Raw genomic sequence first — 24,616 nt, 5'->3', positions numbered from 1 at the left:
ATGCGATGAGCAAGACGGCACTGATTTTCTGGGGCGGCTGGGAAGGTCACACCCCGGCCCGAAGCGCCGAAATCGTCAAGGAGATGCTGGCCGGCAACGGCTTCGACGTGCAGCTGGAGCAGGGGACTTCGGCACTTGCCGATCCGCAGCTGGACAAGCTCGATCTCATTGTCCCGGTGATCACCATGTCGACAATCGAAAAGCCGGAGCTGCAAAACCTGACCAGCGCCGTCGGGGCCGGCACCGGCCTTGCGGGCTTTCACGGCACTATGTGCGACAGCTTCCGCAACGAGCCGGAATACCAGTTCATGACCGGCGGCCAGTGGGTCGCCCATCCCGGCAACATCATCGACTATCACGTCGACATCACCAGGCCAGGCGATCCGGTCATGCAGGGCATCGACGGCTTCGCCTACCGTTCAGAGCAGTATTACATGCATGTCGATCCGACCAACGAGGTGCTGGCGACGACTACTTTCACCGGCGAGCATCTCGATTTCATCGCCGGCGTCGTCATGCCGGTTGTCTGGAAGCGCCGCTACGGCAGGGGCCGCGTCTTCTACAGCGCGCTCGGGCACACCGCCGACGAGTTCGCCGTGCCGCAAATGCGCACGATGTTCGAACGCGGCGCGATTTGGGCCAGCCGAAACTCGGACCTTGGATAGCCGTTCAATCTGAACGCCACGTATCGTTGTAATCTCTCATAGGGCGGCCACCCGAACGCGGACACAGGCACTGGACTGCGGCAATTGACTGCCATGGTAGCATCCAATACTTGTAGTCTCATCGAAAATTCCGTAGCTGGAGGTCGAATGAAGCAGACGTGGCGATGGTTTGGTCCGAGTGACGCGGCAACGCTTGCCCACGCAAGGCAGGCCGGCGCAACCGGCATCGTGACGGCATTGCACGACATCCCTTACGGCGAAGTCTGGCCGATCGACGCCATCAGGCAGCGCCAGGGGCTTATCGAGGCGGATCCGGCGATGGGCCTCAAATGGAGCGTCGTCGAGAGTGTGCCCGTGCACGAGGACATCAAGCTCGGCCGCGGCGATCTCGACCGGCTCTACGACAATTTCAGGCAGACCTTACGCAATCTCGGCGCCTGCGGTGTGCGCACGGTCTGCTACAACTTCATGCTGATCCTCGACTGGACCCGGACCGACCTGGCTGCGCCGCTGCCGGGCGGCGGACGGGCGCTCCGGATGAACATGCACGAGCTTGCCGCGTTCGATTGCTACATGCTGCAGCGCAAGGGATCTGAGCGCGACTATGCGTCCGATGTTCTCCAGCGGGCGAGCGAATGGTTCGAGGCGACGCCGGATGCGTCAAAAGAGCGTCTGCTTGCCAACATCATGGCCGGCCTGCCGGGCGCCTTCAAGCGCTATGACATAGCGGAATTGCGCGAAGTGGTGGCCGAGCAGTCGGGCCTGTCGCACGACCGGCTGCGCGAGAACGTCGTCCGGTTTCTCGAAAACGTGCTGCCGGCGGCCGAAGAGGCGGGCGTCACGTTGGCGATCCACCCGGACGATCCGCCGCGCGATCTCGTCGGCCTGTGCCGGATCGTCAAGAACGCCGACGACATCGCCCTTATCCTGGACGCCGTGCCATCGGCCCATAGCGGCCTCACCTTGTGCACGGGGTCGCTGGGCGCCAACCCGGCCAATGACGTGCCCGCCATCGCCAGGCGCTTTGCGCACAAGATCAACTTCGTGCATCTGCGCAACGTCAGCAAGGACCCGGACGGCTCGTTCATGGAATCCGAGCATCTGAGCGGCGATGTCGACATGGTCTCGGTGGTTTCGATCTTGCTCGACGAGCAGCAACGCCGCCGCGACGCCGGGGAACCGGCGGCGCTGCTGCCGTTTCGCCCGGATCATGGCCACGAGCTGATCGATGACGCCGCGCGGCACACCCATCCCGGCTACCCCGTGATCGGCCGTCTTCGCGGCCTTGCCGAATTGAGAGGCGTGATGACGGCGATTGCCCATCAGCGCGGCTACGGGCTGCAATGACGGCGCCCCGCCTGCTCTGCGTCGGCGCGCTCACCTACGACACGATCTTGCGCCTCGATGTCCTGCCCTCCGGCGCCGGCAAGTTCCTGCCAAGCGAGGCCGTGCAGATCGCGGCCGGCATGGCAGCAAGCGCGGCCGCGTCGGCCAGCCGCCAGGGCGGGCAGGTCTGGCTATGGGCAAGCGTCGGCGACGATGCTGTCGGCCGCGATGTCATCGGCCAGATGGAGGCGGAGCGGGTCGACTGTTCGCTGGTGCGCAGGGTTGAAGGTGGCCGCTCGGCCATTGCCACGATCCTGGTCGATGCCGCCGGCGAGCGTATGATTGTGCCCTTCTACGATGCAGTCACGCAAGCCGATCCTGACCGTCTTCCGCCCGCGGATTTTTCCCGCTTCGACGCCGTGCTGGTTGATGTCCGCTGGCCCGGAGCCGCGGCCCTGGCGCTGGCGAAGGCTCGCGAGTGCGGCATCCCGGCGATCCTTGACGCCGATGTCGCGTCGCGACCGGTGCTCGACCGGCTGCTGCCGCTCGCCTCGCATGTCGTTGCTTCGCTGCCGGCGGCACGCATCCTTTGCGGTCCGGAGATATCCGCCGGTTCTGCCGTCGCCATTCTCGGCGAACGGACCGGCGCCTTCGTGGCGGTCACCGATGGGGCGAACGGCACCGTGTTCCGCTACTCGGGCAGCAATGACGTCCGTCATCTGCCGTCGCCGCGGGTCGAAGCCGTCGACACTCTGGCGGCAGGCGACGTGTTCCACGGCACCTTCGCTCTCGGCCTGGCCGAAGGTTGGGACGAAGAGCGGGCGATAGCAGTGGCCAGCGCCGCCGCCGCCCTGAAATGCCTGCGCTTTGGCGGACGTCTTGGCGCACCGACGCGCGCGGAAACGCTGGCTTTCATGCAAGGATCGACATGATGCCGAACACGCTTGGGCCGGCTCGGTGGAAAGAGCACGTCAAGTGGCGCCCGTCGACTACCATGGCAGTCGCTGCGCAACTGTTCGAGGGAGGATAAATGGCTGAGTTCAAAAAACGCGCACTGGTCACCGGGGCGGCCATGGGCATTGGCCGTGCTGTCGCCGAAAGACTGGCCGAGCAAGGCGTCGACCTGATCCTGTTCGACCGGGCGGGCGATCAGTTGGATGAGGTAGCGGCGCAGCTTTCGGCGCGCGGCGTGACCGTGCACACCGTGCTTGGCTCGACCGCCGACACTGAGGCCTGTGGCCGCGCCGTCGAGCTTGCCCGGTCCGCGTTCGGCGGGCTCGACATGCTCTCCCACAATGCCGGCATCCAGCGTTACGGAACGGTGGAGACCACGGACGAGGCGCTTTGGGACGAGGTGATGAACGTCAACCTCAAGGCTGCCTACCTGCTCTCCCGCGCGGCGATGCCGCTGCTGCGGCAAAGCCGCGGCGCCATCGTCCATATGAGCTCGGTGCAGGGTCTGGCCAGCCAGGAAGGGGTTCTGGCCTACAGCACGGCCAAGCACGGCCTGATCGGCCTGGTCAAATCGATGGCCGTCGACTATGCGCCGCTCGGCGTGCGCGTCAATGCCGTCGCTCCGGGTGCGGTCGACACGCCGATGCTGCGGGATGCGGTGAAACTCAACGATAAGCCCGACGAGATCCTGCGCATCCTCGACAATATGCATCCGCTCGGCCGTACCGCCCGGCCGCAAGAGATTGCCGCAGTCGTCGCCTTCCTGCTGTCCGACGATGCCTCCTTCGTCACCGGCGAGGTCGTACGCGTCGATGGCGGCCTGCTGGCGCGCATCGGCGGTTCTCCGCGCAAGGAATAACGTCGGCGCTGCTGCTTGCGCAGGCATTTCATGAACGGCTTGAAGCTGCAGAGCCTATAAGGGGCGCCGATGGCAGGGCTTTTGGGAATGCGGACCATCACCGAGGGGCGGCTCGGCGAAACCGCCCCTGGCGCTTCGGTTGCGGCTAGGACGTTCGAGGTTTTGCTCGACCAGATCCTGACCTTCCGCCTGAAGCCGCACGAGCTGATTTCTGAAAAGGCGATGTCGGAAGCCCTCGGCGTGAGCCGCACGCCGGTCAGGGAGGCGCTCGCCCGGCTGGCCGGTCTTGGCTTGATCGACATTTATCCGCAGCGCGGCAGCATGGTGGCACCGCTGCGGATTGCCGATCTCGAGAAATCGCAGTTTCTGCGCGAAGCGCTCGAAGTCGGCCTGATCAAGCGCGCGGTCGAGAGCCCGCGCCGTGCTGACCTGCTTGCCGTGCTAAAAGGCGAACTGGCCGTCCAGGAGACGTTCGCCTCCATCGCGGACGACAGGCGCTTCTTCAAGTCGGACGAGCTGTTCCACCAGCATATCGCCAGTCATGCCGGGTTTCCCGGAATCTGGGCCGACATCAGCGCGGCGAAGCTGCACATGGACCGCTTCCGCTTCCTGTCTTTTCCGCGCCTCGACAGCATGTCGGTGGTCCTCGGCCAGCATCGGCGGATTGTCGATGCGCTCGAGCAGGCCGACGCCCTTGCCGCGGAAGAGGCGATGCGAACGCATCTTCGCCGCATCTTCGAGGTGCTCGAAATCGTCCGGGAGCGCTATCCCCATTATTTCGAGGCAAACGGCAGTGTGAGCCCGCTTTCGGCCGGCTCAATCCAAGCCTGAGCCTTTCTTGCGCGCTTCCGAAGGCGTCTTGGTCTTGCTGCCGGATTTGTCGGAAGCTGGCTCGGCTTTGCGATCTTGACCCTCGCCGCCTTGCTCCTTGCGGAGCTGATTTTCCACTACCGATCGCGATCCTTCCGCCGGGTCTTGTTCAGGATGAGTATCGGTTCCCGTCATGTCGGCTCCTATCCATTTTGATCAATTGCGTGCGGCGTGGGCTGACCTCCGCCGCCGGTTCTGTCGCGCCCGATCATCAGCCAGGCGGCGAACAGCACGACCAGTACGACCACGATCCAGGCGACGAAACGAGGCATCGGCCTCATGTCCCTCGCCGCCGCTTGCTGCCGCGTGCCTCCGGATCGGAGCCGGCCTCGACCGTTGGATCGGGCACGACCGGGCCGCGTTCGGCCTCGGAACCCTCAGCTTCGATCTCCTGCACGGCCTGATCCCAGTGCTCGCGCTCGCGTCCTTGCGGACGGCCTTCGCGCTCCCAGATCTCATGGGCTCGCTGCCTGATACGCTCTTCCCTATCCATGGCCTTTGCCTCCTCAGCCCCTAATCCGGCGATCGCTGGTTTGTTCCGCGGTGCCAGCGCCGTTCATCGCGGTTCAGTTGACCTGATCACCCAGCGCTCTAGATCAAACTTCGCGCCGAAGTCGCTTGGTGCGGGGAGAACAATCGTGTGGCAGCAACGCTACAAGCACGTATTGTAAATGCCGTTACAGCCGTCGGTCTTCGACCAGACCGCCCGTGCTTGCTGCTGATAATATTTGTATTGACGGCATGCTCGCCTTCCGACCAGGTCGAGCAGCAGTCGAAAACCGCGGCTTCCGCCACACAGACTGCATCGCTGGTCCTGGAGAGCTGGATCGCTGGGGGAGCCCCGTCGGAATACACGTCGCGCACTTTGCAATCGGCCGGCAAGGCGCTCGCCGATGCCGGTGCGCAAATCCAGTCCGCCAAGTCGCCTGAGCCCAGCGGGCAAGCCGGTCTGACGATGGCGGTTGGACGGCTTTCGGCAGCGGTAATTCGCGCGGCGACGGCCGTGCAGAACGGCAACCGCTCGGAAGTGGAACACGCGCAGCAGGATCTGCGGGCCGCCGCCGCCGATCTGAGCACGTCCTACGCGAAATATTTCGCGCCGAAATCATGAAGAAGCTGCTCGAAATATCGCTCGGCGTCGTCACCAGCGTTGGCGGCTTTCTTGAGGTCGGATCAGTGGCGACCGCCGCTCAGGCCGGCGCGGCGTTCAGGTTTCAGCTGATATGGGCCGTCGTCCTGGGCACGTTCTGCATCATCTTCCTGGTCGAAATGGCCGGACGCTTCGCCGCAGTTAGCCATCACACCATCGCCGACGGGATCCGGGAACGGTTTGGCTTCAACGCCTTTCTGTGGCCGTTGCTTGCGACCTTGCTGGTCAACTTCCTGGTCATGGCAGCCGAAATCGGCGGTGTTGCCATTGCGCTCGAGCTCGCCACCGGCATCGGCTTTCAGTGGTGGGCGCTGCCGGTCGCTTTTCTGGCATGGCTGTTCCTTTGGAAAGGCACGTTCGGATTCATCGAAAAAGGCGTCGCGATCCTCGGGCTGGTCACGCTGTGCTTCGTGGTTGGCGCAGTCATGCTGAAGCCCGATTGGGAGCAGGTCGCGGCCGGGGCCGTGCCCACACTGCCGGATCACGACGCGGCCAACTACTGGTTCATGGCGGTCAGCATTCTTGGTGCGTCGATCTCGCCCTATCTGTTCATGTTCTATTCGTCGGGAGCGATCGAGGACGAGTGGGACAAGAGCTATCTCGGAGCCAATCGGGCCATTGCCGGCCTGGGCATGAGTTTTGGCGGCACAATCGCTATCGGTGTGCTGATTGTGGCGGCGCTCGTGCTGGCCGCGCACGGCATAGAGCAGGTCGATGACTACCACCAACTGCCACTGATGCTGATTCCGATCTTCGGTTTCTGGGGATTTGTCCTGTTCGTTGCTTCACTAGGCATTGCCTGCTTCGGTGCCGCGCTCGAAATCGGCCTGCAGCAAGCCTACCTTGTGGCGCAGGGTTTCGGCTGGACTTGGGGCGAGAACCTGAAACCGCGCGACGACCCGGGTTTCAGCACCGTCTATACGATCTTGTTGGTTCTCGCCGCCATTCCGATCGCACTGGGCCTCGATCCGCTGAAGCTCACCATCTTTTCCATGGCGCTGACGGCCGCCAGCCTGCCGCTGACCGTGGTGCCGTTCCTCTTCCTGCTGAATGACGAGCGTTATGTCGGCGAGCACCGCAATGGCATGATAGCGAATGCCGCGGTCATCTTCATCATCGCGCTCGGTTTCGTGCTCGCGATCGTGACCATTCCTTTGCAGATATTCGGAGGCACGTGATGAAGTTGCTGCGCGACATCCTGGACAAGCAAGTAGTCGACCGCGAGCAGGTCAAGATCGGCAAGGTCGACGGGCTGGTGGCCGAGCTCAGGCCAGGCGAGCCGCCTAAAATCGTTGCGGTCGAGCTCGGCTCGATCACGCTGGGGCGTCGGCTTGGCGAGCGACCCGGGCGCTGGATGGCGCGGGTTGCGGCAAGGCTCGGCGGCAAGCGCCATGCCGAGCCGCACCGCATCGCCTGGAACAAGGTGCGCGACATCGGCGTCGACATCGAGTTCGATATCGACGTCCGCGAAACGGCGATTTTCGACTGGCAGGACTGGCTGCGCGATCATGTCATTGGGCGTATTCCGGGAGCTGGATGATGGCCACCGTCAATCTTGAGCAATTGGCTGGCAGGAATGTGCTTTCGCACGGCAAAAGCATCGGCCGTATCGAGGAGATACGCGCCGAACCGGATGGCGACGACCTGGTGGTCACCGAGTACCATGTCGGCATCTACGCGGCCTTCGAGCGTCTGTCCGCTTCGGCTATCGGCATTGCGGTCCTCGACGTCTTTCGATTGCGCAGTCGCGACAGCGTGTACCGCATTCCCTGGGACAAGCTCGACATCTCCGACCCGGCGCGGCCGCGGTTGTTATGCACGACGGAAGAACTTTCCGGTATGAAGGGGAGTATCGAGGGCGATAAACCGGAATGAACGATACTTTCCCGCCGTCGGAGAATGGGGTCCAGTGAAAGTCCTGGTTACCGGCGCCACCGGCCTGATCGGTGCCTCCGTCGTGGCACGCCTTCTTTCCGAAAGGCATGAGGTGATCGGATTGGTCCGCAGCCCCGGCGCAAACCGGGCCGGCAATTATCAATTGCTGGTGCTGGACATGGCGGCGGCGCTGCAGCCCGAAGACTGGCTACCGCATCTCAGGGGTGTCGACGCCGTCGTGAATTGTGCCGGCGTCCTGCAGGACAGCCCTCGCGAAAAGACGCGCGAAGTCCATCGCGATGCGGCGGCAGCACTCTTCCTCGCCTGTGCGCGGGCAGGGGTTGCCCGGGTAATCCACTTCTCGGCGATAGGCGTCGATCGGGCGCAGCCTTCGGCATTCTCGGCGACGAAACTGGCCGGCGACCAAGCGCTTATGGCGCTTGATCTGGATTGGGTGATCCTGCGCCCGTCCGTGGTGCTCGGCCGGCCGGTGTTTGGGGCCAGCGCATTGTTTAGGGGTCTCGCCTCGCTGCCGGTGCTACCGTCCATGCCCGGCACCGGCCGGCTCCAGGTGGTACTACTCGACGATGTGGTCTCAACAGTCGTCTTCCTTCTCGATCCCGACAGTCCGTCTCGCGTCGTGTTGGAACTTGTCGGTCCCGAACAGCTGAGCATGGACGAGGTCGTCGGCAGCTATCGCCGATGGCTCGGCTGGGCTCCTGCAGCCAGGTTTGTCTTGCCGGCGGCTGTTGCAAGGCTTCTCTACCGCCTCGGCGACCTTGCCGCGATGTTCGGCTGGCGTCCACCGATGCGCACCAACGCGGCCAGAGAGATCGCCCGAGGAGCGGTTGGAGATCCCTCGGACTGGACCGCCGCGACCGGCATACGCCCGCAAACCCTGGCGGGCCTCCTCGCGCTCAATCCGGCAACGGTGCAGGAAAAATGGTTTGCCCGGCTGTATTTCATCAAGCCTGCGATCTTCGTCGTCCTGCCCTTCTTCTGGATCGTGACGGGTATTGTGTCGCTGACCACCGGCTATAACGGTGGCATCGAGCTGATGCAAAGCACGGGGGCTGGCATCTTGTCGGCGCCGACCGTGATAGCCGGTGCTCTTGCCGACATCGCCGTCGGCGCGCTCCTAGCCTGGCGGCCAGCGACGCGAAAAGGCCTCTATGGCGGCATCGCGCTCTCGCTCTTCTACCTGGTCGTCGGAAGCCTCCTGAGCCCCGATCTGTGGAACGACCCGCTTGGGCCGTTCCTCAAGGTGTTGCCGATCCTGGTGCTGCACTTTGTGGCCTTGGCAGTGCTGGAGGAGCGTTGATGCTCTATTTCCTGCTGAAATTTCTGCATGTCATCGGCGCATCCGTGCTGCTTGGTACCGGCGCCGGTATCGCTTTCTTCATGCTGCTCGCCCACAGGACCGGCAATGCCGCGACGGTTGCGGCCGTGGCGCGTATCGTCGTCGTCGCCGACTTCCTTTTCACCGCGACGGCCGTGGTCGCGCAGCCTTTGACCGGAGCCGCGCTCGCCTGGCAGGCAGGCTACTCGCTGTCGGAGGGCTGGATCGTACTTTCGATCGCGCTCTATATCTTCACCGGAATGTTCTGGCTCCCGGTCGTCTGGATGCAAATGCAGATGCGCAAGCTGGCATCGCAAGCCGCCGCTGCAGGCGCGCCGTTGCCGCCGCGCTATCATCGGCTCTTCTGGCTGTGGTTCGCCTTCGGCTTCCCCGCCTTCGCCGCGGTACTCGGGATTTTCTGGCTGATGATCACTCGGCCTGCGATCGACTGGTGAAGACAGGCCGCGTGCAGCTGCCGGGATGAGCGATGACTTTCATTTCAGCGAATAGAGATAGGCCGCGATATCCCGCGCCTCCTGCTCGGAAATTCTGGTCGAAGGCATTGCCGTGTGCGGATTGATCTCTCTTGCGGCGCGTATCCAACGGACCATGTTTCGCGGGTTGTTGGACAATACGCCGCCGATATAGACCCGGGTGGCCAAGCTGGCGTCGAGGCGTGGACCGACCAGTCCCTGCGCGCCGGGCACGCCGGTGATCGTGTGGCATCCGGCACAGCCATTGGCCATGATGATTGGTATGGCGCGGGCGCCAACACCGCCGGTTGCATTGTCGGCCTTCTGCTCCACTCGACGGCTTTGCTCGAAGTACAACGCGATCCCGGCCAGGGCTGCAACAAGCACGACAATTGCCGCGGCGCCGAGGATGGGTCCGGACGGAGTGAAGCGCGATGTTGCGCGCACGCCGATGCTGCCAGGGGCATTGTCCGTCTTATGCGCGACCCTGACGAGCCGCTCCGGCCACAACGTCAGCGCCGCCCAAGCTGCGGCCAGCACGGCAATTGCCGTCCCGGCACCAATGACCAGCTTAGACAGCCTGGAGCGCATGCGACGCCTCCCATCTTCTCTGTCCACTTGAGCGAATCCACAGACCGGCCAGCAGCAACGCGGCTCCGCCATAAATCAGGCCGGCCGGAACCCACATCACCAAGCCGGCGAGCTGCTGGTCCTCGAGCGGGCTAAGGCTCCACAATTCCGCGCCGGCTGCGTTTACCGGGTACCACAGCCTTGGCGAGACCAGCAGCAGCACCCCGAGCAGGCCGGTGTGCAGCGAGGTGAAAAAGAGGTGCATGACTGCGCTGCCGTAGGCTTGTTCGCGGCCTGAACGCGGCAGCAGCACCCACCAGAACAGCAGCCCCGTACCAAAGAAGCTGGCATGTTGCGCATAATGCAGGACACCCTGTGCAAGCGCCGCCTCGAACAGCGCCGGAACGTGCCACGCCCAAATCGCGACGCCGTGCAGGAAGGTCGCGGCTAGAGGGCGGCTGACGGCGGCCCAAACGGTTCGAAGCACCTTCGCCTGCCCGGCTGCGCCAAATGCCAGCCGCAGCTTGGTCGGCAATGCCCACATCATCGCCGCCGCCGGACGGGAGGCGACCAGCAGGGGTGCCGCCACCGCCATCAACAGCTCGTGCTCGATCATGTGGGCGGTGAAAACGCGCTCACCCAATGCATGGAGCGGACTGACCAGTGCTGCCGCCAAAATGGCCCAGCCGGTCGCAAACAGCAGGGCTTGCCGCAACCGCAACGGGCGGCTGCGGGCACTCCGCCGCCACAGCCGAAAGGCGCCTGCCGCGTAAAGCAGTGCGACCATGGTTAGCGGCAGCGTGATCGGCAACGCCAGCGTCCAGCCGGCCTGCGGGGCGCCGGCACCGTAGCAGATCGAGGTCGAGAAGAGCGCGTCGAAGCTCATCGTAGGCAGCCGTCAACAATGAGCGAAGCCGCGCCTTGCATGACGATTACCAGCGCAAACAGCACCGCGCTGAGAATGCCGATATTGGCGACGAAATGCTCGGTGCCGCGCGTACGATCCGGTTTAAAGGCGGCGCCACCTTGCTGTCGCGCCCGCCACGAAAGCACGCCGCCGAGCAAGGCCAGCACTGTCAGCACCAGCGCAATGACCGGTATGACGGGAATATCGTGGGCGCACTGCCACTCCACGAACGCATAATTCAGCTGCGTCGACATCGCCCAGGCCAAAGGCCCGGACAACAGCCCGCCCCATGATGTGCCCAAGCGAAGCGCACGCATCTCAGTCAAGCCTCGGCATCCAGTAGATCAACAGGTAGATCGGGATCCAGGTCGCGACCACGAAATCCCAGTAGAAGACGTTGTCGCCAACGTCCCCGAAACGCCGGCCGCTATAGCCATGGCGCGTGAACATCAGGACCGTCAGCACCATCGTGTCGCCGACGTCGGTAATCAGGTGCGTTGTGTGAAGGCCGAGCAGGACCCACAGCATCGAGCCGTACGCATTGGTATCCCAATAAATGTTGAGGGCCGGAAATTCGAACCACCGCACGACAAGCGGTGCGATGCCGAGCAGCGACATGACGATCAGGCCGATGCGCACGGGCACCATGGCACAGGCTTCGGCGTAGCGGTTCAGTATGTGATTGGGCACCACGCTGGCGAGCAGCAACAGCGTGACGATGGTGCCCGGCCAATGGTTGGGCGGCGGCACGCCCAATGGCCATTTGGGCGACAGATAGGCGAGGTAAAGATAGGTGCCTGCGGCGAGCGCGAAGCCGGTGCCTTCCAGCGCCATGAAGGCGAGAGTGCCCCACCAGGTCGGGCTGCGCGGTCCGATCCCGAAGGTCGGGAGTTTGGAAAGATCGGCGACAGGACGCTGTTTCATTCCTCATCCTCCGGATCGCCTTTCGGCCAGAACCAACCGATCAAAGTGATGGCGATCGGCCCGGCTCCCCAGACCACCGCCCACGGGCTGAAGATCGAATAGAGAAAGGTGGCGCCGACGGCGAGCGCGGCGAACAATGGCCAGATCGACGGCGTCGCCGACTTCTCGCGCACATCTGGATGCGCCTCTGCCACGGTCGAAATGACAAGTTCGCGCGCGTCGACGCGAAGCCCGGTCGCGACAGGCAGCGTGTCACGTTCGGCCCAGAGCGGCTCGGCGTGGGTAACCACCGGGATCCGAGCGAAATTATAGCTCGGCGGTGGAGAGCTCGTCGCCCATTCCAGCGTGCCGGCATTCCAGGGATTGTCCCCGGCCGGGGCGCCCCTCGAGGCGCTGTACACCAGGTTTATAGTGAACAGAACGAAGCTTAGGAACAGGATGACCGCGCCGGCTGTGATGAACAGGTTGATGTTGCCCCAGCCGAGTTCCACCGGATAGGTGTAGACCCGCCGCGGCATGCCCCACAGGCCGACAATGTGCATCGGAAAGAACGCCGCATTGAAGCCTAGGAAGGCAAGCCAGAAGTGCCAGCGTCCGAGACGTTCGCTCATCATCCGGCCGGTGATCTTGGGGAACCAGAAATAGGTCGCGCCGAGCAGCGGGAACACCGACCCGCCGATCAGCACGTAATGGAAATGCGCGACCACGAAATAGGTGTCGTGCACTTGCAGGTCCAATGGCACCGACGCCAGCATCACCCCAGTCAGGCCGCCCGCGACGAACGTGAAGAAGAAGCCGAACACGAACAGCAGCGGCGTTCTGATTATCGGGCGTCCGTCCCACAATGTCGCCAGCCAGCAGAAGATCTGCAGCCCGTTCGGGATGGCGATCAGCATGCTCGAGGCGGTGAAGAAGCTCGCGCCGAGCTTGGGCAGACCGGTTGCGAACATGTGGTGAACCCACAGGCCGAACGACAGAAAGCCGACCGCGATCAAGGCCAGTACCATGCCCAGATAGCCGAATACCGGACGCCGGGCGAAAGCGGTGATGATCGAGGACACCATGCCGGTAGCCGGCAGGAATATGATGTAGACTTCGGGGTGGCCGAAGAACCAGAACAGGTGCTGGAACAGCAATACGTCGCCGCCCTCGGCGGGATTGAAGATATGGGTGCCGACCAGGCGGTCGAGGATCAGGAACGTCGACGTGATCATGACCGCCGGCATGGCGAACACGATGACGAAGGAGGTGACCAGCATCGCCCAGACATAGAGCGGAATCTTGTCCAGCGACATGCCCGGCGCACGCTGCTTCAGCACGGTGACGATGGTGGCAACCGCGACCGCCAACGATGACACTTCGGTATAGGTGATCATCTGCGCCCACACGTCGGAACGCTTGCCTGGCCCGAATTCAGGACCGGACAGCGGCACGTAGGAGAACCAGCCGACGTCGGGCGCCATGTCGAGAGCAAACGACACCCAGGCGAAGAGGCCACCGGAGAGATAAATCCAGAAGCTGAATGCATTGAGGCGCGGAAAGGCGATGTTGCGGGTGCCGACCATCAGCGGCACGAGGTAGATGCCGGTCGCCTGAACGATCGGCACCGCAAACAGGAACATCATCGTCACGCCATGCATGGTGAACAGCTGGTTGTAGCGGTCGGGCCCGATCAGCCCGCGCTCCGGCCCCGACAGTTGGATGCGCATGGCAACGGCGCTGAGGCCACCGAGGCATAGGAAGGCGAAAGCGGTGATCAGGTAGCGCCGCGCGACAATCTTGTGGTCGACGCTCGAGAGCGCACCGATGATGCCCGGCGCCGTCTGCCATGTCCGCGCCAGCCAGCGGTCAAGGCTGGAGTCGTCGAGGCTGGTATCGCGAGGACCGTCGCGCTCGGGGGCCAGGTCTCCTTTGCCGGCCGCTGCTCCCTCGCCGGCGAGCCGACGCTCACGGGCGCTGCTCATTTCAGGCCCTCGAGATAGGCGACGATCGCATTCAGTTCGTCCCCGTCCAGTCGCACCACGGGCATGTGGGCGCCTGGCTTGATCCCCTGCGGATTGGCTATCCAGGCTGCGAGATTGCCGCGGCTCATTGTCAGCGTGCCGGCAGCGAGCGTTTGCCGGCTTGCGATATGGGTGAGGTTTGGGGCGACCGTGCCGCCGGCGATGGTGCCGCCGATCTTGTGGCACATCACGCATGGCCGTTTGAGGAACAGGTCGTGGCCGGTTTTGGCCTCGGCCGACACGGGGGCGGCCGCCGGCCGCAGCTGATCGTTCAGCCAGGCATCGAAGACGGGCCGAGGTTCGGCGATGATGAAGGTGCTCATATTGGCATGCTGTGCGCCACAGAACTCGGCGCATTGCCCGCGATAGACGCCGGGCTTGTCCGCCTTCAGATCGAGAACGTTCTCGTGGCCTGGAATGACGTCCAGCTTGCCCGAGAGGTTCGGCACCCAGAAGGAATGGATAACGTCGGTCGAGGTCACCACAAGCCGCACCGGCTCGCCCGCCGGGATGTGGATTTCATTGGCGGTCGTCAGGATGCGGTTCGGCTGGTCGTTTTCGTAGCGCACCTCCCACCACCATTGATGCCCGGTCACCCGGATCGTCAGCGCCGCATCCGAGCCGATAGCAGCGAGCGTCCGGTTAGCGAAGTAGCTCAGCAGCGTAAGGCCGACCAGGATCAGGGCGGTAGCGGCGAGTGCGGCGACGACAATTCGCATCTTGCTGCGCTCGGCGGCAGCGTCGAGGACAAGCGGATCGCCGACCGGCGCCGGGCGCCGGGCCAATGGCACGATCAGCACGGCCATCACCAGAAGCCAGACCACCGTGCAGAGTGCTGTGAAGAACCAGATCAGCCATGCGAGCTCGTTCGCGGCCGGGCCCTTTGGGTCGAGCGCGGATTGCCAGCCGCTGCATCCTGCGAGGAGCAGGATGCAGGCCGTGCACCAGCACATCGTCCAGACACCGCGGCTCACGGCGACTTCCCCAGCGTCGCGGCGTCCGGCAGGCGATTCTCGGATGGATGGGGCATCATGTCGTCGTCGCGGCCCGGCGCGGCGGAGGACGGTGCGTTGCCGCTCAGTGCCCGGACGAAGGCAGCAAGCTCCCATATCTGGTCATCCGGGATCGTGTCGCGGAAGCTCGGCATGCCGTTTGGCCGGCCGTCCCTGATCGTGGCGTGGATGCTTTCGATCGAGCTGCCATAGAGCCACTTCTGGTCCATGAGGGCCGGGCCCATGCCGCCGCCGCCATTGGCATGGCAGCCGGAACAGTTGAACCAGTTGAACAGACGCTTGCCCTCGCTGAGGTGGAAGGCGTTGGCCTCGAACACGCCGGCCTTGTTGTCGGACGAGGTCGGCCGTTGGCCGCCCGGCTCGAGGGCCGTCACGGCTGCCGGTTGATCGCCCGAGCCGAGCGCCGACTGTGGACGCGTTTCGCGTTCCTCACGCTGGCAAGCGGCAAGGACGAGCATCGCCGACAGCAAGCATGGAAGGCAGCGGTTCATCGCACTGCCGCCCCGGCGACGTCGAGGCGAGGCACGCCATATTCCGCCAGGATTGCATCGATCTCGGCGCGGTGCTTGGCGAGCGCTGCGTCTACCTCGCTGCGCAGCGCATCGTCGTCGTGGCGCACACCCATCGAGATGTCGTAGATCATCGGCAGCAGCGGACCGTCGATGCGCGGCGCAACCGGCGTAATCCGCAACGGCATTTTTTGCCTGGCACCGAAGTAGCCGGCCAACGGTCCCCAGACGACGGCCATATCGATGTCGCCATTCGCGACCGCCTCAATGATGCGTGCTGGCGGGTTCGGCGCCGAATAGTCGCCATAGACGGGGAAACCGATGAGATGGCCGACGATGCCACGACGGCCAAGCGCCTGGACGGGGGGCGAGTTGGCGCCATCATCGCCTATCAGCTGGACGCCGATGTGCAGATCGCGCAGGCGAGGATCGTTGAAGGACGTGATTTCGGGCACATCTTGGCGTGTCACGAACACATAAGAAGACCGGTAGTAGGGCGCGGTCGTGCGCAGCATCTCGAGATTGGCGGGCGTGCCGGGCACAAGATCGCACAAGCCGGCTTTCAACGTGTTGCGGACGAAGCCGCGCCGCTGTGCCCACCACGTGTAGGAAACAGTCGCACCAAGCTCCCGGGCGATGAGTTCGGCGATCTTGTTTTCAAAGCCCCGCCTGGCGGCATTGGAGAACGGCATGTTGTTGGGATCGGCGCAGATCCTCAATTCGCGCGCATCGGCAACGGCGGCGACGAGCGAGAGTGCCAGTGCGCCGACCGCGGCGCCAAACCGCCGGGAAGATTTTCTCCGTGCGCGCGCAACTCGACCGGTCGTCTCAAGGGAGCCGGAACACATACAGCGTACCTCCCGGCGTGGTTACATCCTTCAGATCCTTCATGACGTTGACGAAGCCGAGCGCGGCGGTGGCGTCGCGCGGATCGAGATCGCCGGATACGATCGCGCCGGCCCAGCCGCCGACGCCCGAAAGAATCGCGACATATTGGTGCCCGTCCGGGCCGCGATAGGTGATCGGCTGGCCGATGATGCCGGACGACGTCTTGAACTGCCAAAGCAGTTCGCCGGTCCTGGCGCTGACCGCCTTGAACCAGCCTTCCATAGTGCCATAGAACACGACGTTGCCGGCGGTGGCGACGGCGCCGCTCCACACCGGAAAGTTCTCCTTCAGGCTCCACGCCGGCTTGGCGGCGGCGACATCCCAGGCGGTGAAAGCACCGCGATTGCCGCCCGGCCCGGGGATCATGCGCACGTTCATGCCGACATAGGGCGTGCCGGCGATGTAATTCACGTCGACGCCCTCTTCGTCCATGCAGAGATTGTTGTGCGGGATGTAGAGCAGACCGGTCTTGGGCGAGAATGCCGAAGGCTGCCAGTCCTTGAGGCCCGATGCGGTCGGGCAGATGTCGCGCACGACCTTGCCGGTGCCGGTCTTCTTGTCCGGATTTACAATCAGCCGGCCGGTCTTGAGGTCGACGCCCGTGCTGGAATTGACTGGCCCGAAGGGGACTGCCGACAGGACCTCGCCTGTGGTGCGATCCAACAGATAGACGTAGCCGTTGCGTTCCGGTCGGACCAGCACCTTGCGGGGCTTGCCCTGCCAGGTCATGTCGAGCAGCACCTGTTCGTTGATGCCGTCGTAGTCGTGCAGATCGTGCGGGGTCCATTGATAGAACCATTTGGCTGCGCCGGTGTCGGGATCGCGGGCAAAGATTCCGGCGGTCCATTTGTTGTCGCCGGGCCGCAGATCCGGATTCCACGGACCGGGATTTCCGGTGCCATGGAAGATCAGGTTTAGGTCCGGGTCATAGGAGATCCAGCCCCACACATTGCCGCCGCCGATCTTCCAGGCGTCGGGCGGCCACGACGTCACGCCGAGATCCTTGCCCTTGTCCATGTCGTAATGCGGCTTGAAATCGGGGCCGATCAGCACCTCGGCGTCCGGTCCGGTATTGTAGGCCGTCCAGACGACGTGCCCGTCGCCGGCGTCGAGCGCCTTGATCCAGCCGCGTACGCCCATTTCGCCGCCGGAATTGCCGACCAGCACTTTGCCCTTCACCACCAGCGGCGCCATGGTGATGGTCTCGCCGATGTTGATGTTGCCGATGTGGGTGTTCCAGACCGGTTTGCCGGTGGCCGCATCGACGGCGATCGTGTGGCCATCGAGCGTGTTGAAATAGATGCGCCCTTCGAAGAAGGCTGCACCGCGGTTGACCACGTCGCAACAGGCAACGCCCTGCGCCGCAGGCTCGGGATTGGGCTCGAACTTCCACTTCATCGGCGCGCCGGGCTTGGTAAGGTCAAGCGCGTAGAGAATGTTGGGAAACGGTGTCACGATGTACATCGTGTTGCCGACCACCAGGGGCGCAGCCTCCTGACCCTTGTTGACGCCGGTCGAGAAGGTGAAGGCCACCTGCAGGTTTTTGACGTTGTCTTCGGTGATCTCCGCAAGTTCGCTGTAGCGAGTCGAGGCGTAGTTCTTTGCCGGCATCGCCCATTGGCCGTCGTCGGGCGGAGCAGCTGCGGCAGGCGGATTTATCGCAAAGCTTGACGTTGACTGAGCAACCGCCGCGGTAGTCAGCGCGAAGCTTGCCAGCAGCGTCCATCCCAGCATCGCAGCCAATGGCCTCTTTCCCCTTTTGCCAGGCACCCTATTTTTCGCCGCCACCAGTCGCGCTTGCCTCATTGGCTGTCGAGTTTGCCGACGTTGGCGCAGAGCTCCATTAGCTGCAGCTGCGCCGTGTTTGTTGAACACTCTCCAACGCGTGAGCGGCGCAGAAGTGCCAAATGCAACGAAATAAATGTCGGGTTCGGTTGGCCAAAGTCGGCGGCCGGGCGCTCGGAACAGCCGATCCGAGTGTTCGCACTCACGTCGGAAGTAAATCTATTCCGGCGGCGGTCCGGGCTCGGCTGGAACGGAGCGGCGCCTATCGCAGTTGTGTCGAATGCTGTCTGCAGTCGAGCAACTGGCTCAATCGGTGAAAGAGCGACGAGCTATCTTGTTCGTTGGAGCCGGGGTGTCGATGAGCGTCGGCTTGCCGTCCTGGCAAAAGCTCATCGAGCACATGCAAAGCGAACTCGGCCTTCACGAGGACATGATCGGCGCACCGGAGGCCAGCTATCAGGCCCTTGCCGAATACTACCGGCTGAAGCAGGGGAGCCTCGGCCCTTTGCGCAGCTGGATGGATCGCGAATGGAGCGTATCGCGCGAAGAAGTGCAGCGGTCGGCAATCCACAAGCTCATCGTATCGCTCGATTTTCCGATCATCTACACCACCAATTATGATCGCAATCTCGAGGTTGCCTTCGAGATCCATAGCCGGCCCTTTGTCAAAGTCGCCAATGCAAAGGACTTGCCAAAGGCCACCGGCGAGGTGACGCAGATCATAAAATTCCACGGCGATTTCGACGACGACAAATCGCTGGTTCTGGCGGAGACCGATTATTTTGAGCGGCTTTCGTTCGATTCGCCGCTCGACGTGAAGTTTCGCGCTGACGCGCTCGGGCGCACCATCCTGTTCATCGGCTACAGCATGTCCGACATGAACATCCGTCTGCTGCTGCACCGGCTTTGGCAGACCTGGCGCCGCTCCGGCTATGAGAAGAATCGCCCGAAATCCTTCATCTTCATGTCCCAGCCGAGCATCGTCCAGGAGGCTGTCCTCGGCCGCTGGGGCATCGATATGCTGACCGAAGCGGCCGACGATCCTGAGGACGCGCTGCTCGCATTCCTGAACGAACTCAAGGACAGGGTGGGCCGGCCAGACGGCGCGTGAGAAAACTTGCGGAAACGGATTGGCCAGGCGCTGGGAACCGGCTGATCCGGGACCGAGCCTGAATGGGCGCACGCAAACACCAGCGAAAAATGCATGCCAAACACGACCTGTCGGCCGAGTTGGCCTATGAGATCGATTGTTTTGCCCGCAGGTGCGGCCTGACCAGGGACGAAGCACTCAAGATGATGCGAAATGCCGGCAGGTCCAACGATGGCACCAAGGCATCTGGCGAACCCGGGCCGAAGTGGCCGCATGGGTTCTACATAGCGGGCGGCCGGACGGTCATCCGGCACAGCTGCTTCGTCGTCTGTCTCGGTATCCGCATGGCAGTCGGTGGTGGAGCGCACCGCTGAGGATCGAGCGATGCAGCGGCCGCCGATGGAACATCCGCCGACAATTTTCGTTGACATGCTCCACTAGGCGAAGAGGTCGAGCATGTCGAAGTTCCAAGCCGCTACCCCGGAGCGTTTGCAGCAGCTCAGGCTCGAGGCGACAGCGCACTTTGCGCCGCTCATACTGCGCGAGGCGCTGGTGCGTCTCTGCCGAGCGTGTGGAAGCGAGAGCCTCGAACGGTTCGAGAAGACCATGGTTGACCAAATCGAGGCATCGCGTGACGAAAAGGCCGATTTCGACACAATGAAGGAATTTGCCATCGAACAGCTCTATGGCTGGATTCGAGAAGTCAGGTCTTCACCGGACATGACACAGCCGCTGGAGAATGTAGACACCCGAAGGACCCCTGGCCGCTCGGAAGAGCCGCAGACGCTGGAAGACCAGCTGCAGGCGGGTCTGGAGGATTCTTTCCCCGCAAGCGACCCGCCGGCTGTTGTTTCCACCGCGATCCCCGGCGGATCGAAGAAGCTGGTCGGAACCGACGAGGTCCTCAGGCAGCAGCGGGAGAAAAAGGCCGAGGAAGCCAGCCATTCGTGATAAACGGCTCTGCGGGGAAGCAGCCTGCCGGTTCACCCGCCGTCCGGCATGAAGGCCGTCCGGGCATGTGTGTCATGCGGCTCGCCTTCGACAAGAATCTTCGCTTCCAAAGCCGCGTCGATAAATGCTTCGCGGGCTTCCGCTGCCGTAATCTGGCCGATCTGGGCGCCATCCAATGCATCTCCCGCCATCAGCGACAACGGGGCATTGCGGGCAGGCCATTTCTCGCTTTTGAGGCAGTAAGAAGCCTCGAAAACGGAGCTGACCATTCGCGATCGTCCCGGCTTGCCGAAGTAGATGCAAACCGGAGCATCGAACTTTATCTCCAGCATGGCGGTCCTCCCGATTTAACCACCCTTGATATAAATTAGCCTCAGCAGGTCACATGGCCTGCTGGGCATTTTAGCCGACGTCGCGAACCGCAGTGGGATTGGTGCCTGCTGGTATTTCGGCGGCGACATCGTGCGCCAGAATGCCCGCCTTGCGGGCGAATGCTTCGAACGCCGCGCGCACGGTCTCGGCATCGACCTCGTCAGCCAGCCCGGCGCGACAGGCGTCGAACGCCGCCTTGTGCGCCGGGCCGCGACTCGGCCATTCGTTCAAGACGTCATAGGCCTGCCAGATATTTTCGACATGGCGAGGGAAACCAAGGCCGACGAGAATTGGAACGGGGCGGCCAAACGATTTTTTTGTCATCTGTGTCTCCGCGAAAGAGCCTGTCGCATCAACGCTGGGCGGACGCGAGGCCCATGCTCTTTAACGCGGGATTGCTGCACGGGTTGCAGCGGGTTGTTCGATCGTGCGCCGGCCGATGCTGGCGTCATTTGTTGGTCCGCATCTTTTGCCGGGGATTGATACCGCCTTGAGGCGTGGTGTCGTTCTCGACATCGCCTTCGAACGTGTTGTCGCCCTGATCGAGCCGGTCGCCCTCCTTGATCGTGCCCTTGGAACTGCCGATGCCGGGATCGTTGGCAAGGTCGCTATCGGCCGGCGTTTTGCCTTTGGCGTGCTTGTTTCCTGTCATGGGTTCCTCCTGTTTTGAGGTGGCGGACTGTCCTTGAGGTGGCGGCCCAGGCTCGCTGCGAAAATCGCGTTTCGACACGCCAATGGCGGCGCCCCGGATTTTCGGACGGCCTGGATTCCAACTCCGCGATACCGGTGGTTGTTCCGTCAAAAATATCACCGCCGGCTGGGTTGCCCAGCCAAGCCGCTCCGGTTCCCGATCCGGGTGATTTTCGCCAGCCGGAACGATCTTTCGCCCAATGCATTTAACTGGTCTGCGCTCACGAACTCATTCTGGACGGGAGCTGGACCATTGCCACCTACAGCCTACGCCTTGGCGACTCGCGAAACCGAAGAAGTTTCCATCGTCGACCTCATACCCGCTTTGAGGGCTTTCGCCCGCACCTTCTGCCGCACTCCCGATGATGCCGACGACCTGGTCCAGGAGACGCTGACCAAGGGCTTGGCCAACATTGACAAGTTCGAAGCTGGAACGCGCATGAAGTCATGGCTCTTCACGATCATGCGCAACACCTACTACACGCGTGTCAGGGCCGCGGTGAGGGAAGCGCCCGGCCTGCTCGACTGCGCTTCGCTGCGGCCGATCTCGGAAGCGACGCAGGAATGGTCCGTACAGGGCAAGGAAGTCCACCAGGCCATCCAAAGCCTTCCTGAGCACCAGCGCGAGGTTCTGATGTTGATAGGCGTTCTGGGCATCAGCTATGAGGAAACGGCCGAAATATGCGGTTGCGCGGTGGGAACCGTGAAGAGCCGGCTCAACAGGGCACGCGCCGGCGTGCTGGAATACCTTGGCGAAAGTTCCTCGCAAACCCTGATGGAAAGGCGCAGCTATCTGTCCGAAGGACAACTGGACTTCGAAGCCGAGAGGCGCCGCTAATACACGTCACGTTAGTTACTGGTTTCGCGCAAGCGCCTTTCGATAAGCGCATGCTGCAACTCGATCGCAAGTTTGGTCAGCCTGTCAGGAACCCTTTCCTGTTCGATGGCCGCAAGCAAGGAAGCGATTTCCCGGTCTATCGTCAGATCGGCACGCGTGCTGACGGAATCTTCCCTTGAGCGAGACATCGCGTTCTCTTGGCAAATGTTGGTCCCTTCACTTCACTCTGGTGGCAACAGTGCGAGTTTGCAAGAATTTGCAGGGCGTCCATGCGACCGGCATCGGTCCTTGCACAGCTTCGTCAGCGGTTGGGCTCTCGCCGCCTTTCAATTGCTCACCGGCTGCAAGCTCGCATGCTGCCGCAACGATCAGTCTTCAGGCCGCCGATCCGCTGAATGATCCTGGTACTGCTCGGACTTGACCCGATTGCCGTCGAGCCCACGCTCCTTGGTGTGCTGCTTCTTGTCTCTGTTGGACAGAACGGCGTTCTCTCCGATCTTGTCCTTGGGAAGATCGGTCATCGCGCCAGCGCCAGCGCCTTTGCCGTGACTGCCGCGACCGATGTGCTTCTTGCTGCCGGACGCCATCTTGTTCTCCTTCATACTGTCGAATAGCGGCTTTTCCCGTTCGGCATCCGAACCAGCGTTGGGCCGCAATGTTCCGATGGAAATCGTAAGCAGGAAGGCATCGCCGTCCCAGTGCCGGAAAGGCTTTTCGCCGTCGACGAGGACTTGCATGCCATTTGCGTTGGCGAAGTTATGGACATCGGCGCGATCCAGCGCCGGCGATCCGCGATATGAATAATTCAAAAGCGCGGCCATGCCCGGCCTCTTCAGCACGCGCGCGATTTCCACGAAATGTCGCTCCGCAAGGCCGGCCAGCACCAGATAGGGAAAGCTGTCGACGGCCAGCACGCGGTCGAAGCTGGCATCGCAAAAATCGGCAAGATCGAAACCGCGCGTAGGGCGGAATTCTACATTGCCGAGCCCGGCGCATCGCCGGCGGGCGATCGAGATCATCGCTGGGGATATATCGCTGCCGACGATCCGGCGCGACAGAGCGGAGAGCGCCTGTTCGAACCGACCGATACCACAGCCGATATCCAGTATGTCGCGGTCAGTGCCGGTAAAGCCTCGCCTCTCCAGCCATGCAACGATCTCAGCCGTAGCGGCAGAGAGCTTTTCCTCATTGCCCAGCGATGACAGCTGGACGCTCGCCGCCGGGGAGATCGCCGCCGCCGCGTCAAACCCGGCCGCCAGCCGCTTGACGACCGCATCGTCGGTCTCGTCCTCGCCACGCTCGTGCCGAACGGCACCACCTGTTTTGCGCAGCGTGGCGAATATCTCGGGCCTGCGCCGCAGCAGGTCGGCAATCCGTTGCAGTTTTGCCGTGTTTCGCGGGTCAGCCGAGTGCGTGTTTTGCGCAATCTTCGCCAATTCTGCAGCATCGATTCCTGTCTCGAAACGGAGAGCCAGCCTTGCGATGACGGCTTCGACGCCGGCACCGTCTGCCATGCAATCCTCCAGCACCCGCCTTGCTGATGTCGACCGCCGAGATTCCGGCTGGGTCGCGCTCATCGCCCTTTGCTCCGCGTCCAGATCTTGCGCATCGTCCACCGGTCTACGGCGCCCCAGCTGTACTTGTAGGCCTCTTGTCCGCGCAGAAAATCGAACTCTTCCGCGCCTTCGCAGATCGCCTGCCTTATCGCTTGGCCGATGAGCAGCGCGCCGGGACTTTCCTCGGCATAGGCCGGATCGAAGCCACCGAGGTAAGCGCAAGCGCGGCCCCGATGATGGAACCCGTAATAGGCGCCCACGATCGCGTTACCGATCGTGATAAGCCAGCATCGGGCAAGCACCTGTGCGACCAGCTGCGGCAGCGCCTGACGGTGGAATGCTTCCACGCGGGAATCGGACAGAACGCCGTCGCCGTGTCCGGCCCAGCGCGCGCGGTGAAGGCGGATCAGGTGGTCGAGGAATGTCTGCGGATCGGACAAAGCGGGTTCGATGGAGACACTGCCGCGTCTCGACGCGGCCCTGTGGGCGCGGCGCAATTGGCGCCTCCGCCGCGCCGGAACGCAGCCTTGAAGCGTCTGGTCGCCGGCGAGGGCGAGCACCGGGCAAGCGGCGTGACCGACGGCTTGGCACGATTCGAGCGCGGCATGCCTGATGGCAAGGCCGGCGCCGCCGGGAGGCAGGTCCTGCAAGATCCACTGTGACCAGCCGACGGAAAGAACGGCGCCACCGATGACTGCGCCGACCGGTTCGGCGATCTCGGGAAGACAAAGGACATCCAGATAGTCGCTCAACGAAATGCCGAGCGGAAGCAATCGCGCGCCGGCGTCGTGGCGTTCCAGATAGAGTGGCGCCAGGCCGACCAGATCGTCGCCACGCCAGATGGCGACCGTCGCTAGCTCGCCGGGAGCAAATGTCCGCCACCATGGCAGCAACCATGCGGGAGACTGGAACGGCGTCGCCGAGGGACTGCGCGACCAAAGTTCCCACCAGTGCGGCTCGAGGGCTTCGAGGTCCGCCGGATCGTCTATGATCTCACTGCGGAGCATGT

At 63.1% G+C, this 24,616-nt stretch carries 33 protein-coding genes and 1 pseudogene; 16 read left to right on the top strand and 18 right to left on the bottom strand.

Annotated features, from left to right (window positions below):
- Nucleotides 1-5: 5 nt before the first annotated feature.
- The 5 genes from NKI67_RS14615 to NKI67_RS14595 all read left to right on the top strand — a co-directional run bounded on the left by NKI67_RS14615 (nt 6) and on the right by NKI67_RS14595 (nt 4,635).
- Nucleotides 6-665, top strand: coding sequence for a ThuA domain-containing protein (locus NKI67_RS14615; protein ID WP_023676172.1), 660 nt, complete (start codon nt 6-8; stop codon nt 663-665).
- 147 nt (nt 666-812) lie between these two features.
- Nucleotides 813-2,012 carry a mannonate dehydratase gene (uxuA, locus tag NKI67_RS14610; protein ID WP_352645673.1) on the top strand — a complete coding sequence of 400 codons (1,200 nt, stop codon included), beginning with the start codon at nt 813-815 and terminating at the stop codon, nt 2,010-2,012.
- The gene (locus NKI67_RS14605; RefSeq protein WP_023676170.1) at nt 2,009-2,923 is read left to right on the top strand and encodes a PfkB family carbohydrate kinase; all 915 of its coding nucleotides are present in this window, start codon (nt 2,009-2,011) and stop codon (nt 2,921-2,923) included. Before uxuA ends, NKI67_RS14605 begins: the two co-directional genes overlap by 4 nt.
- Before the next feature lie 98 nt (nt 2,924-3,021).
- A complete protein-coding gene (locus NKI67_RS14600; protein ID WP_023676169.1) occupies nt 3,022-3,804 on the top strand; it encodes an SDR family NAD(P)-dependent oxidoreductase in 783 nt (260 codons plus the stop codon).
- Between the two features lie 69 nt (nt 3,805-3,873).
- Nucleotides 3,874-4,635, top strand: coding sequence for a GntR family transcriptional regulator (locus tag NKI67_RS14595; RefSeq protein WP_084641055.1), 762 nt, complete (start codon nt 3,874-3,876; stop codon nt 4,633-4,635).
- On the opposite strand, the gene NKI67_RS14590 is transcribed toward NKI67_RS14595, so the two are convergent.
- From NKI67_RS14590 to NKI67_RS14580, 3 genes are read right to left on the bottom strand one after another with little or no spacing between them, the layout of a single operon-like run.
- Entirely contained in the window at nt 4,621-4,809 is a 189-nt protein-coding gene (locus tag NKI67_RS14590) for a hypothetical protein (RefSeq protein ID WP_156937321.1), read from the bottom strand. The two genes, NKI67_RS14595 and NKI67_RS14590, sit on opposite strands and share 15 nt — an antisense overlap.
- Nucleotides 4,810-4,817: 8 nt before the next feature.
- Nucleotides 4,818-4,946 (bottom strand): hypothetical protein, encoded by a 129-nt coding sequence (locus NKI67_RS14585; RefSeq protein ID WP_280952094.1) that lies wholly within the window; start codon nt 4,944-4,946, stop codon nt 4,818-4,820.
- Between the two features lie 5 nt (nt 4,947-4,951).
- The gene (locus tag NKI67_RS14580; protein WP_023676165.1) at nt 4,952-5,167 is read right to left on the bottom strand and encodes a DUF2934 domain-containing protein; all 216 of its coding nucleotides are present in this window, start codon (nt 5,165-5,167) and stop codon (nt 4,952-4,954) included.
- Nucleotides 5,168-5,386: 219 nt separating this feature from the next.
- On the opposite strand from NKI67_RS14580, the gene NKI67_RS14575 reads away from it, so the two are divergent.
- The 6 genes from NKI67_RS14575 to NKI67_RS14550 are packed head-to-tail and all read left to right on the top strand — an operon-like array spanning nt 5,387 to nt 9,493.
- A complete protein-coding gene (locus tag NKI67_RS14575; protein ID WP_245274675.1) occupies nt 5,387-5,785 on the top strand; it encodes a hypothetical protein in 399 nt (132 codons plus the stop codon).
- Nucleotides 5,782-7,002: an NRAMP family divalent metal transporter gene (locus NKI67_RS14570; RefSeq protein ID WP_023676163.1), complete on the top strand. Its 1,221-nt coding sequence runs from the start codon at nt 5,782-5,784 to the stop codon at nt 7,000-7,002. Before NKI67_RS14575 ends, NKI67_RS14570 begins: the two co-directional genes overlap by 4 nt.
- A complete protein-coding gene (locus NKI67_RS14565) occupies nt 7,002-7,364 on the top strand; it encodes a hypothetical protein (protein WP_023676162.1) in 363 nt (120 codons plus the stop codon). Before NKI67_RS14570 ends, NKI67_RS14565 begins: the two co-directional genes overlap by 1 nt.
- The gene (locus tag NKI67_RS14560; RefSeq protein WP_023676161.1) at nt 7,364-7,699 is read left to right on the top strand and encodes a hypothetical protein; all 336 of its coding nucleotides are present in this window, start codon (nt 7,364-7,366) and stop codon (nt 7,697-7,699) included. Before NKI67_RS14565 ends, NKI67_RS14560 begins: the two co-directional genes overlap by 1 nt.
- Nucleotides 7,700-7,733: 34 nt before the next feature.
- Nucleotides 7,734-9,020 carry an SDR family oxidoreductase gene (locus tag NKI67_RS14555; protein WP_023676160.1) on the top strand — a complete coding sequence of 429 codons (1,287 nt, stop codon included), beginning with the start codon at nt 7,734-7,736 and terminating at the stop codon, nt 9,018-9,020.
- Nucleotides 9,020-9,493, top strand: coding sequence for a DUF2269 family protein (locus NKI67_RS14550; protein WP_023676159.1), 474 nt, complete (start codon nt 9,020-9,022; stop codon nt 9,491-9,493). The genes NKI67_RS14555 and NKI67_RS14550 overlap by 1 nt, the downstream gene beginning before the upstream one ends.
- 39 nt (nt 9,494-9,532) lie before the next feature.
- Here NKI67_RS14550 and NKI67_RS14545 read toward each other — a convergent pair whose 3' ends face one another.
- Genes NKI67_RS14545 through NKI67_RS14505 form a run of 9 tightly spaced genes read right to left on the bottom strand, consistent with a single transcriptional unit; the run spans nt 9,533 to nt 18,059 of the window.
- Nucleotides 9,533-10,102: a c-type cytochrome gene (locus tag NKI67_RS14545; protein ID WP_023676158.1), complete on the bottom strand. Its 570-nt coding sequence runs from the start codon at nt 10,100-10,102 to the stop codon at nt 9,533-9,535.
- Nucleotides 10,083-10,967: a cytochrome c oxidase assembly protein gene (locus NKI67_RS14540; RefSeq protein WP_023676157.1), complete on the bottom strand. Its 885-nt coding sequence runs from the start codon at nt 10,965-10,967 to the stop codon at nt 10,083-10,085. Before NKI67_RS14540 ends, NKI67_RS14545 begins: the two co-directional genes overlap by 20 nt.
- Complete coding sequence (locus NKI67_RS14535; protein WP_023676156.1) at nt 10,964-11,305, bottom strand: hypothetical protein; 342 nt, start codon at nt 11,303-11,305, stop codon at nt 10,964-10,966. The genes NKI67_RS14540 and NKI67_RS14535 overlap by 4 nt, the downstream gene beginning before the upstream one ends.
- Nucleotide 11,306: 1 nt before the next feature.
- Entirely contained in the window at nt 11,307-11,912 is a 606-nt protein-coding gene (locus NKI67_RS14530; RefSeq protein ID WP_023676155.1) for a cytochrome c oxidase subunit 3, read from the bottom strand.
- Nucleotides 11,909-13,876, bottom strand: a complete 1,968-nt coding sequence (gene ctaD, locus NKI67_RS14525; RefSeq protein ID WP_023676154.1) for a cytochrome c oxidase subunit I — start codon at nt 13,874-13,876, stop codon at nt 11,909-11,911. Before ctaD ends, NKI67_RS14530 begins: the two co-directional genes overlap by 4 nt.
- Complete coding sequence (gene coxB / locus NKI67_RS14520; RefSeq protein WP_023676153.1) at nt 13,873-14,868, bottom strand: cytochrome c oxidase subunit II; 996 nt, start codon at nt 14,866-14,868, stop codon at nt 13,873-13,875. The genes ctaD and coxB overlap by 4 nt, the downstream gene beginning before the upstream one ends.
- 17 nt (nt 14,869-14,885) lie before the next feature.
- Complete coding sequence (locus NKI67_RS14515) at nt 14,886-15,419, bottom strand: c-type cytochrome (RefSeq protein ID WP_023676152.1); 534 nt, start codon at nt 15,417-15,419, stop codon at nt 14,886-14,888.
- Nucleotides 15,416-16,285, bottom strand: coding sequence for a substrate-binding domain-containing protein (locus NKI67_RS14510; RefSeq protein WP_023676151.1), 870 nt, complete (start codon nt 16,283-16,285; stop codon nt 15,416-15,418). The genes NKI67_RS14515 and NKI67_RS14510 overlap by 4 nt, the downstream gene beginning before the upstream one ends.
- Nucleotides 16,266-18,059: a methanol/ethanol family PQQ-dependent dehydrogenase gene (locus tag NKI67_RS14505; protein WP_156937325.1), complete on the bottom strand. Its 1,794-nt coding sequence runs from the start codon at nt 18,057-18,059 to the stop codon at nt 16,266-16,268. Before NKI67_RS14505 ends, NKI67_RS14510 begins: the two co-directional genes overlap by 20 nt.
- 331 nt (nt 18,060-18,390) lie before the next feature.
- Here NKI67_RS14505 and NKI67_RS14500 point away from each other — a divergent pair, with 331 nt between their 5' ends.
- From NKI67_RS14500 to NKI67_RS14490, 3 genes are all read left to right on the top strand, one after another.
- The gene (locus NKI67_RS14500; protein ID WP_023676149.1) at nt 18,391-19,221 is read left to right on the top strand and encodes an SIR2 family NAD-dependent protein deacylase; all 831 of its coding nucleotides are present in this window, start codon (nt 18,391-18,393) and stop codon (nt 19,219-19,221) included.
- A gap of 62 nt (nt 19,222-19,283) precedes the next feature.
- The gene (locus NKI67_RS14495) at nt 19,284-19,574 is read left to right on the top strand and encodes a hypothetical protein (RefSeq protein WP_156937320.1); all 291 of its coding nucleotides are present in this window, start codon (nt 19,284-19,286) and stop codon (nt 19,572-19,574) included.
- An 82-nt stretch (nt 19,575-19,656) separates the two neighbouring features.
- Nucleotides 19,657-20,151 (top strand): hypothetical protein, encoded by a 495-nt coding sequence (locus NKI67_RS14490; RefSeq protein ID WP_023676147.1) that lies wholly within the window; start codon nt 19,657-19,659, stop codon nt 20,149-20,151.
- A gap of 32 nt (nt 20,152-20,183) precedes the next feature.
- Here NKI67_RS14490 and NKI67_RS14485 read toward each other — a convergent pair whose 3' ends face one another.
- The 3 genes from NKI67_RS14485 to NKI67_RS14475 form a co-directional block, all read right to left on the bottom strand.
- Nucleotides 20,184-20,483 carry a DUF982 domain-containing protein gene (locus NKI67_RS14485; RefSeq protein ID WP_023676146.1) on the bottom strand — a complete coding sequence of 100 codons (300 nt, stop codon included), beginning with the start codon at nt 20,481-20,483 and terminating at the stop codon, nt 20,184-20,186.
- A gap of 70 nt (nt 20,484-20,553) precedes the next feature.
- The gene (locus NKI67_RS14480) at nt 20,554-20,847 is read right to left on the bottom strand and encodes a DUF982 domain-containing protein (RefSeq protein WP_023676145.1); all 294 of its coding nucleotides are present in this window, start codon (nt 20,845-20,847) and stop codon (nt 20,554-20,556) included.
- 124 nt (nt 20,848-20,971) lie between these two features.
- Nucleotides 20,972-21,175 (bottom strand): hypothetical protein, encoded by a 204-nt coding sequence (locus NKI67_RS14475; RefSeq protein WP_023676144.1) that lies wholly within the window; start codon nt 21,173-21,175, stop codon nt 20,972-20,974.
- A 312-nt stretch (nt 21,176-21,487) separates the two neighbouring features.
- Between NKI67_RS14475 and NKI67_RS14470 the strand changes: the two genes are divergently transcribed.
- Nucleotides 21,488-22,051: a sigma-70 family RNA polymerase sigma factor gene (locus NKI67_RS14470; RefSeq protein WP_023676143.1), complete on the top strand. Its 564-nt coding sequence runs from the start codon at nt 21,488-21,490 to the stop codon at nt 22,049-22,051.
- Nucleotides 22,052-22,101: 50 nt separating this feature from the next.
- Nucleotides 22,102-22,230: a hypothetical protein gene (locus NKI67_RS14465; protein WP_280952093.1), complete on the top strand. Its 129-nt coding sequence runs from the start codon at nt 22,102-22,104 to the stop codon at nt 22,228-22,230.
- Between the two features lie 189 nt (nt 22,231-22,419).
- On the opposite strand, the gene NKI67_RS14460 is transcribed toward NKI67_RS14465, so the two are convergent.
- From NKI67_RS14460 to NKI67_RS14450, 3 genes and pseudogenes are all read right to left on the bottom strand, one after another.
- Complete coding sequence (locus tag NKI67_RS14460) at nt 22,420-22,638, bottom strand: hypothetical protein (protein WP_023676213.1); 219 nt, start codon at nt 22,636-22,638, stop codon at nt 22,420-22,422.
- A 225-nt stretch (nt 22,639-22,863) separates the two neighbouring features.
- Nucleotides 22,864-23,565: pseudogene (locus tag NKI67_RS14455) on the bottom strand (class I SAM-dependent methyltransferase); the annotation flags it as partial.
- A gap of 59 nt (nt 23,566-23,624) precedes the next feature.
- Nucleotides 23,625-24,614 carry a GNAT family N-acetyltransferase gene (locus NKI67_RS14450; RefSeq protein ID WP_031211613.1) on the bottom strand — a complete coding sequence of 330 codons (990 nt, stop codon included), beginning with the start codon at nt 24,612-24,614 and terminating at the stop codon, nt 23,625-23,627.
- Nucleotides 24,615-24,616 lie beyond the last annotated feature (2 nt).

The sequence above is a fragment of the Mesorhizobium sp. M0408 genome, assembly GCF_040321495.1.
GTDB lineage: Bacteria > Pseudomonadota > Alphaproteobacteria > Rhizobiales > Rhizobiaceae > Mesorhizobium.
This window is presented reverse-complemented; position numbering and strand designations above follow the sequence as displayed.

Coding starts and splice junctions, on each gene's coding strand:
- NKI67_RS14515 (WP_023676152.1), bottom strand. CDS start 15,419: ATGAACCGCTGCCTTCCATGCTTGCTGTCGGCGATGCTCGTCCTTGCC.
- NKI67_RS14600 (WP_023676169.1), top strand. CDS start 3,022: ATGGCTGAGTTCAAAAAACGCGCACTGGTCACCGGGGCGGCCATGGGC.
- NKI67_RS14595 (WP_084641055.1), top strand. CDS start 3,874: ATGGCAGGGCTTTTGGGAATGCGGACCATCACCGAGGGGCGGCTCGGC.
- NKI67_RS14560 (WP_023676161.1), top strand. CDS start 7,364: ATGGCCACCGTCAATCTTGAGCAATTGGCTGGCAGGAATGTGCTTTCG.
- NKI67_RS14590 (WP_156937321.1), bottom strand. CDS start 4,809: ATGACGGGAACCGATACTCATCCTGAACAAGACCCGGCGGAAGGATCG.
- NKI67_RS14585 (WP_280952094.1), bottom strand. CDS start 4,946: ATGCCTCGTTTCGTCGCCTGGATCGTGGTCGTACTGGTCGTGCTGTTC.
- NKI67_RS14530 (WP_023676155.1), bottom strand. CDS start 11,912: ATGAAACAGCGTCCTGTCGCCGATCTTTCCAAACTCCCGACCTTCGGG.
- NKI67_RS14500 (WP_023676149.1), top strand. CDS start 18,391: ATGCTGTCTGCAGTCGAGCAACTGGCTCAATCGGTGAAAGAGCGACGA.
- NKI67_RS14605 (WP_023676170.1), top strand. CDS start 2,009: ATGACGGCGCCCCGCCTGCTCTGCGTCGGCGCGCTCACCTACGACACG.
- NKI67_RS14580 (WP_023676165.1), bottom strand. CDS start 5,167: ATGGATAGGGAAGAGCGTATCAGGCAGCGAGCCCATGAGATCTGGGAG.
- NKI67_RS14480 (WP_023676145.1), bottom strand. CDS start 20,847: ATGACAAAAAAATCGTTTGGCCGCCCCGTTCCAATTCTCGTCGGCCTT.
- NKI67_RS14545 (WP_023676158.1), bottom strand. CDS start 10,102: ATGCGCTCCAGGCTGTCTAAGCTGGTCATTGGTGCCGGGACGGCAATT.
- uxuA (WP_352645673.1), top strand. CDS start 813: ATGAAGCAGACGTGGCGATGGTTTGGTCCGAGTGACGCGGCAACGCTT.
- NKI67_RS14460 (WP_023676213.1), bottom strand. CDS start 22,638: ATGGCGTCCGGCAGCAAGAAGCACATCGGTCGCGGCAGTCACGGCAAA.
- NKI67_RS14540 (WP_023676157.1), bottom strand. CDS start 10,967: ATGAGCTTCGACGCGCTCTTCTCGACCTCGATCTGCTACGGTGCCGGC.
- NKI67_RS14450 (WP_031211613.1), bottom strand. CDS start 24,614: ATGCTCCGCAGTGAGATCATAGACGATCCGGCGGACCTCGAAGCCCTC.
- NKI67_RS14510 (WP_023676151.1), bottom strand. CDS start 16,285: ATGTGTTCCGGCTCCCTTGAGACGACCGGTCGAGTTGCGCGCGCACGG.
- NKI67_RS14550 (WP_023676159.1), top strand. CDS start 9,020: ATGCTCTATTTCCTGCTGAAATTTCTGCATGTCATCGGCGCATCCGTG.
- NKI67_RS14475 (WP_023676144.1), bottom strand. CDS start 21,175: ATGACAGGAAACAAGCACGCCAAAGGCAAAACGCCGGCCGATAGCGAC.
- NKI67_RS14485 (WP_023676146.1), bottom strand. CDS start 20,483: ATGCTGGAGATAAAGTTCGATGCTCCGGTTTGCATCTACTTCGGCAAG.
- NKI67_RS14495 (WP_156937320.1), top strand. CDS start 19,284: ATGGGCGCACGCAAACACCAGCGAAAAATGCATGCCAAACACGACCTG.
- NKI67_RS14490 (WP_023676147.1), top strand. CDS start 19,657: ATGTCGAAGTTCCAAGCCGCTACCCCGGAGCGTTTGCAGCAGCTCAGG.
- NKI67_RS14565 (WP_023676162.1), top strand. CDS start 7,002: ATGAAGTTGCTGCGCGACATCCTGGACAAGCAAGTAGTCGACCGCGAG.
- NKI67_RS14465 (WP_280952093.1), top strand. CDS start 22,102: ATGCTGCAACTCGATCGCAAGTTTGGTCAGCCTGTCAGGAACCCTTTC.
- NKI67_RS14615 (WP_023676172.1), top strand. CDS start 6: ATGAGCAAGACGGCACTGATTTTCTGGGGCGGCTGGGAAGGTCACACC.
- NKI67_RS14535 (WP_023676156.1), bottom strand. CDS start 11,305: ATGCGTGCGCTTCGCTTGGGCACATCATGGGGCGGGCTGTTGTCCGGG.
- coxB (WP_023676153.1), bottom strand. CDS start 14,868: ATGTGCTGGTGCACGGCCTGCATCCTGCTCCTCGCAGGATGCAGCGGC.
- NKI67_RS14505 (WP_156937325.1), bottom strand. CDS start 18,059: ATGCTGGGATGGACGCTGCTGGCAAGCTTCGCGCTGACTACCGCGGCG.
- NKI67_RS14570 (WP_023676163.1), top strand. CDS start 5,782: ATGAAGAAGCTGCTCGAAATATCGCTCGGCGTCGTCACCAGCGTTGGC.
- ctaD (WP_023676154.1), bottom strand. CDS start 13,876: ATGAGCAGCGCCCGTGAGCGTCGGCTCGCCGGCGAGGGAGCAGCGGCC.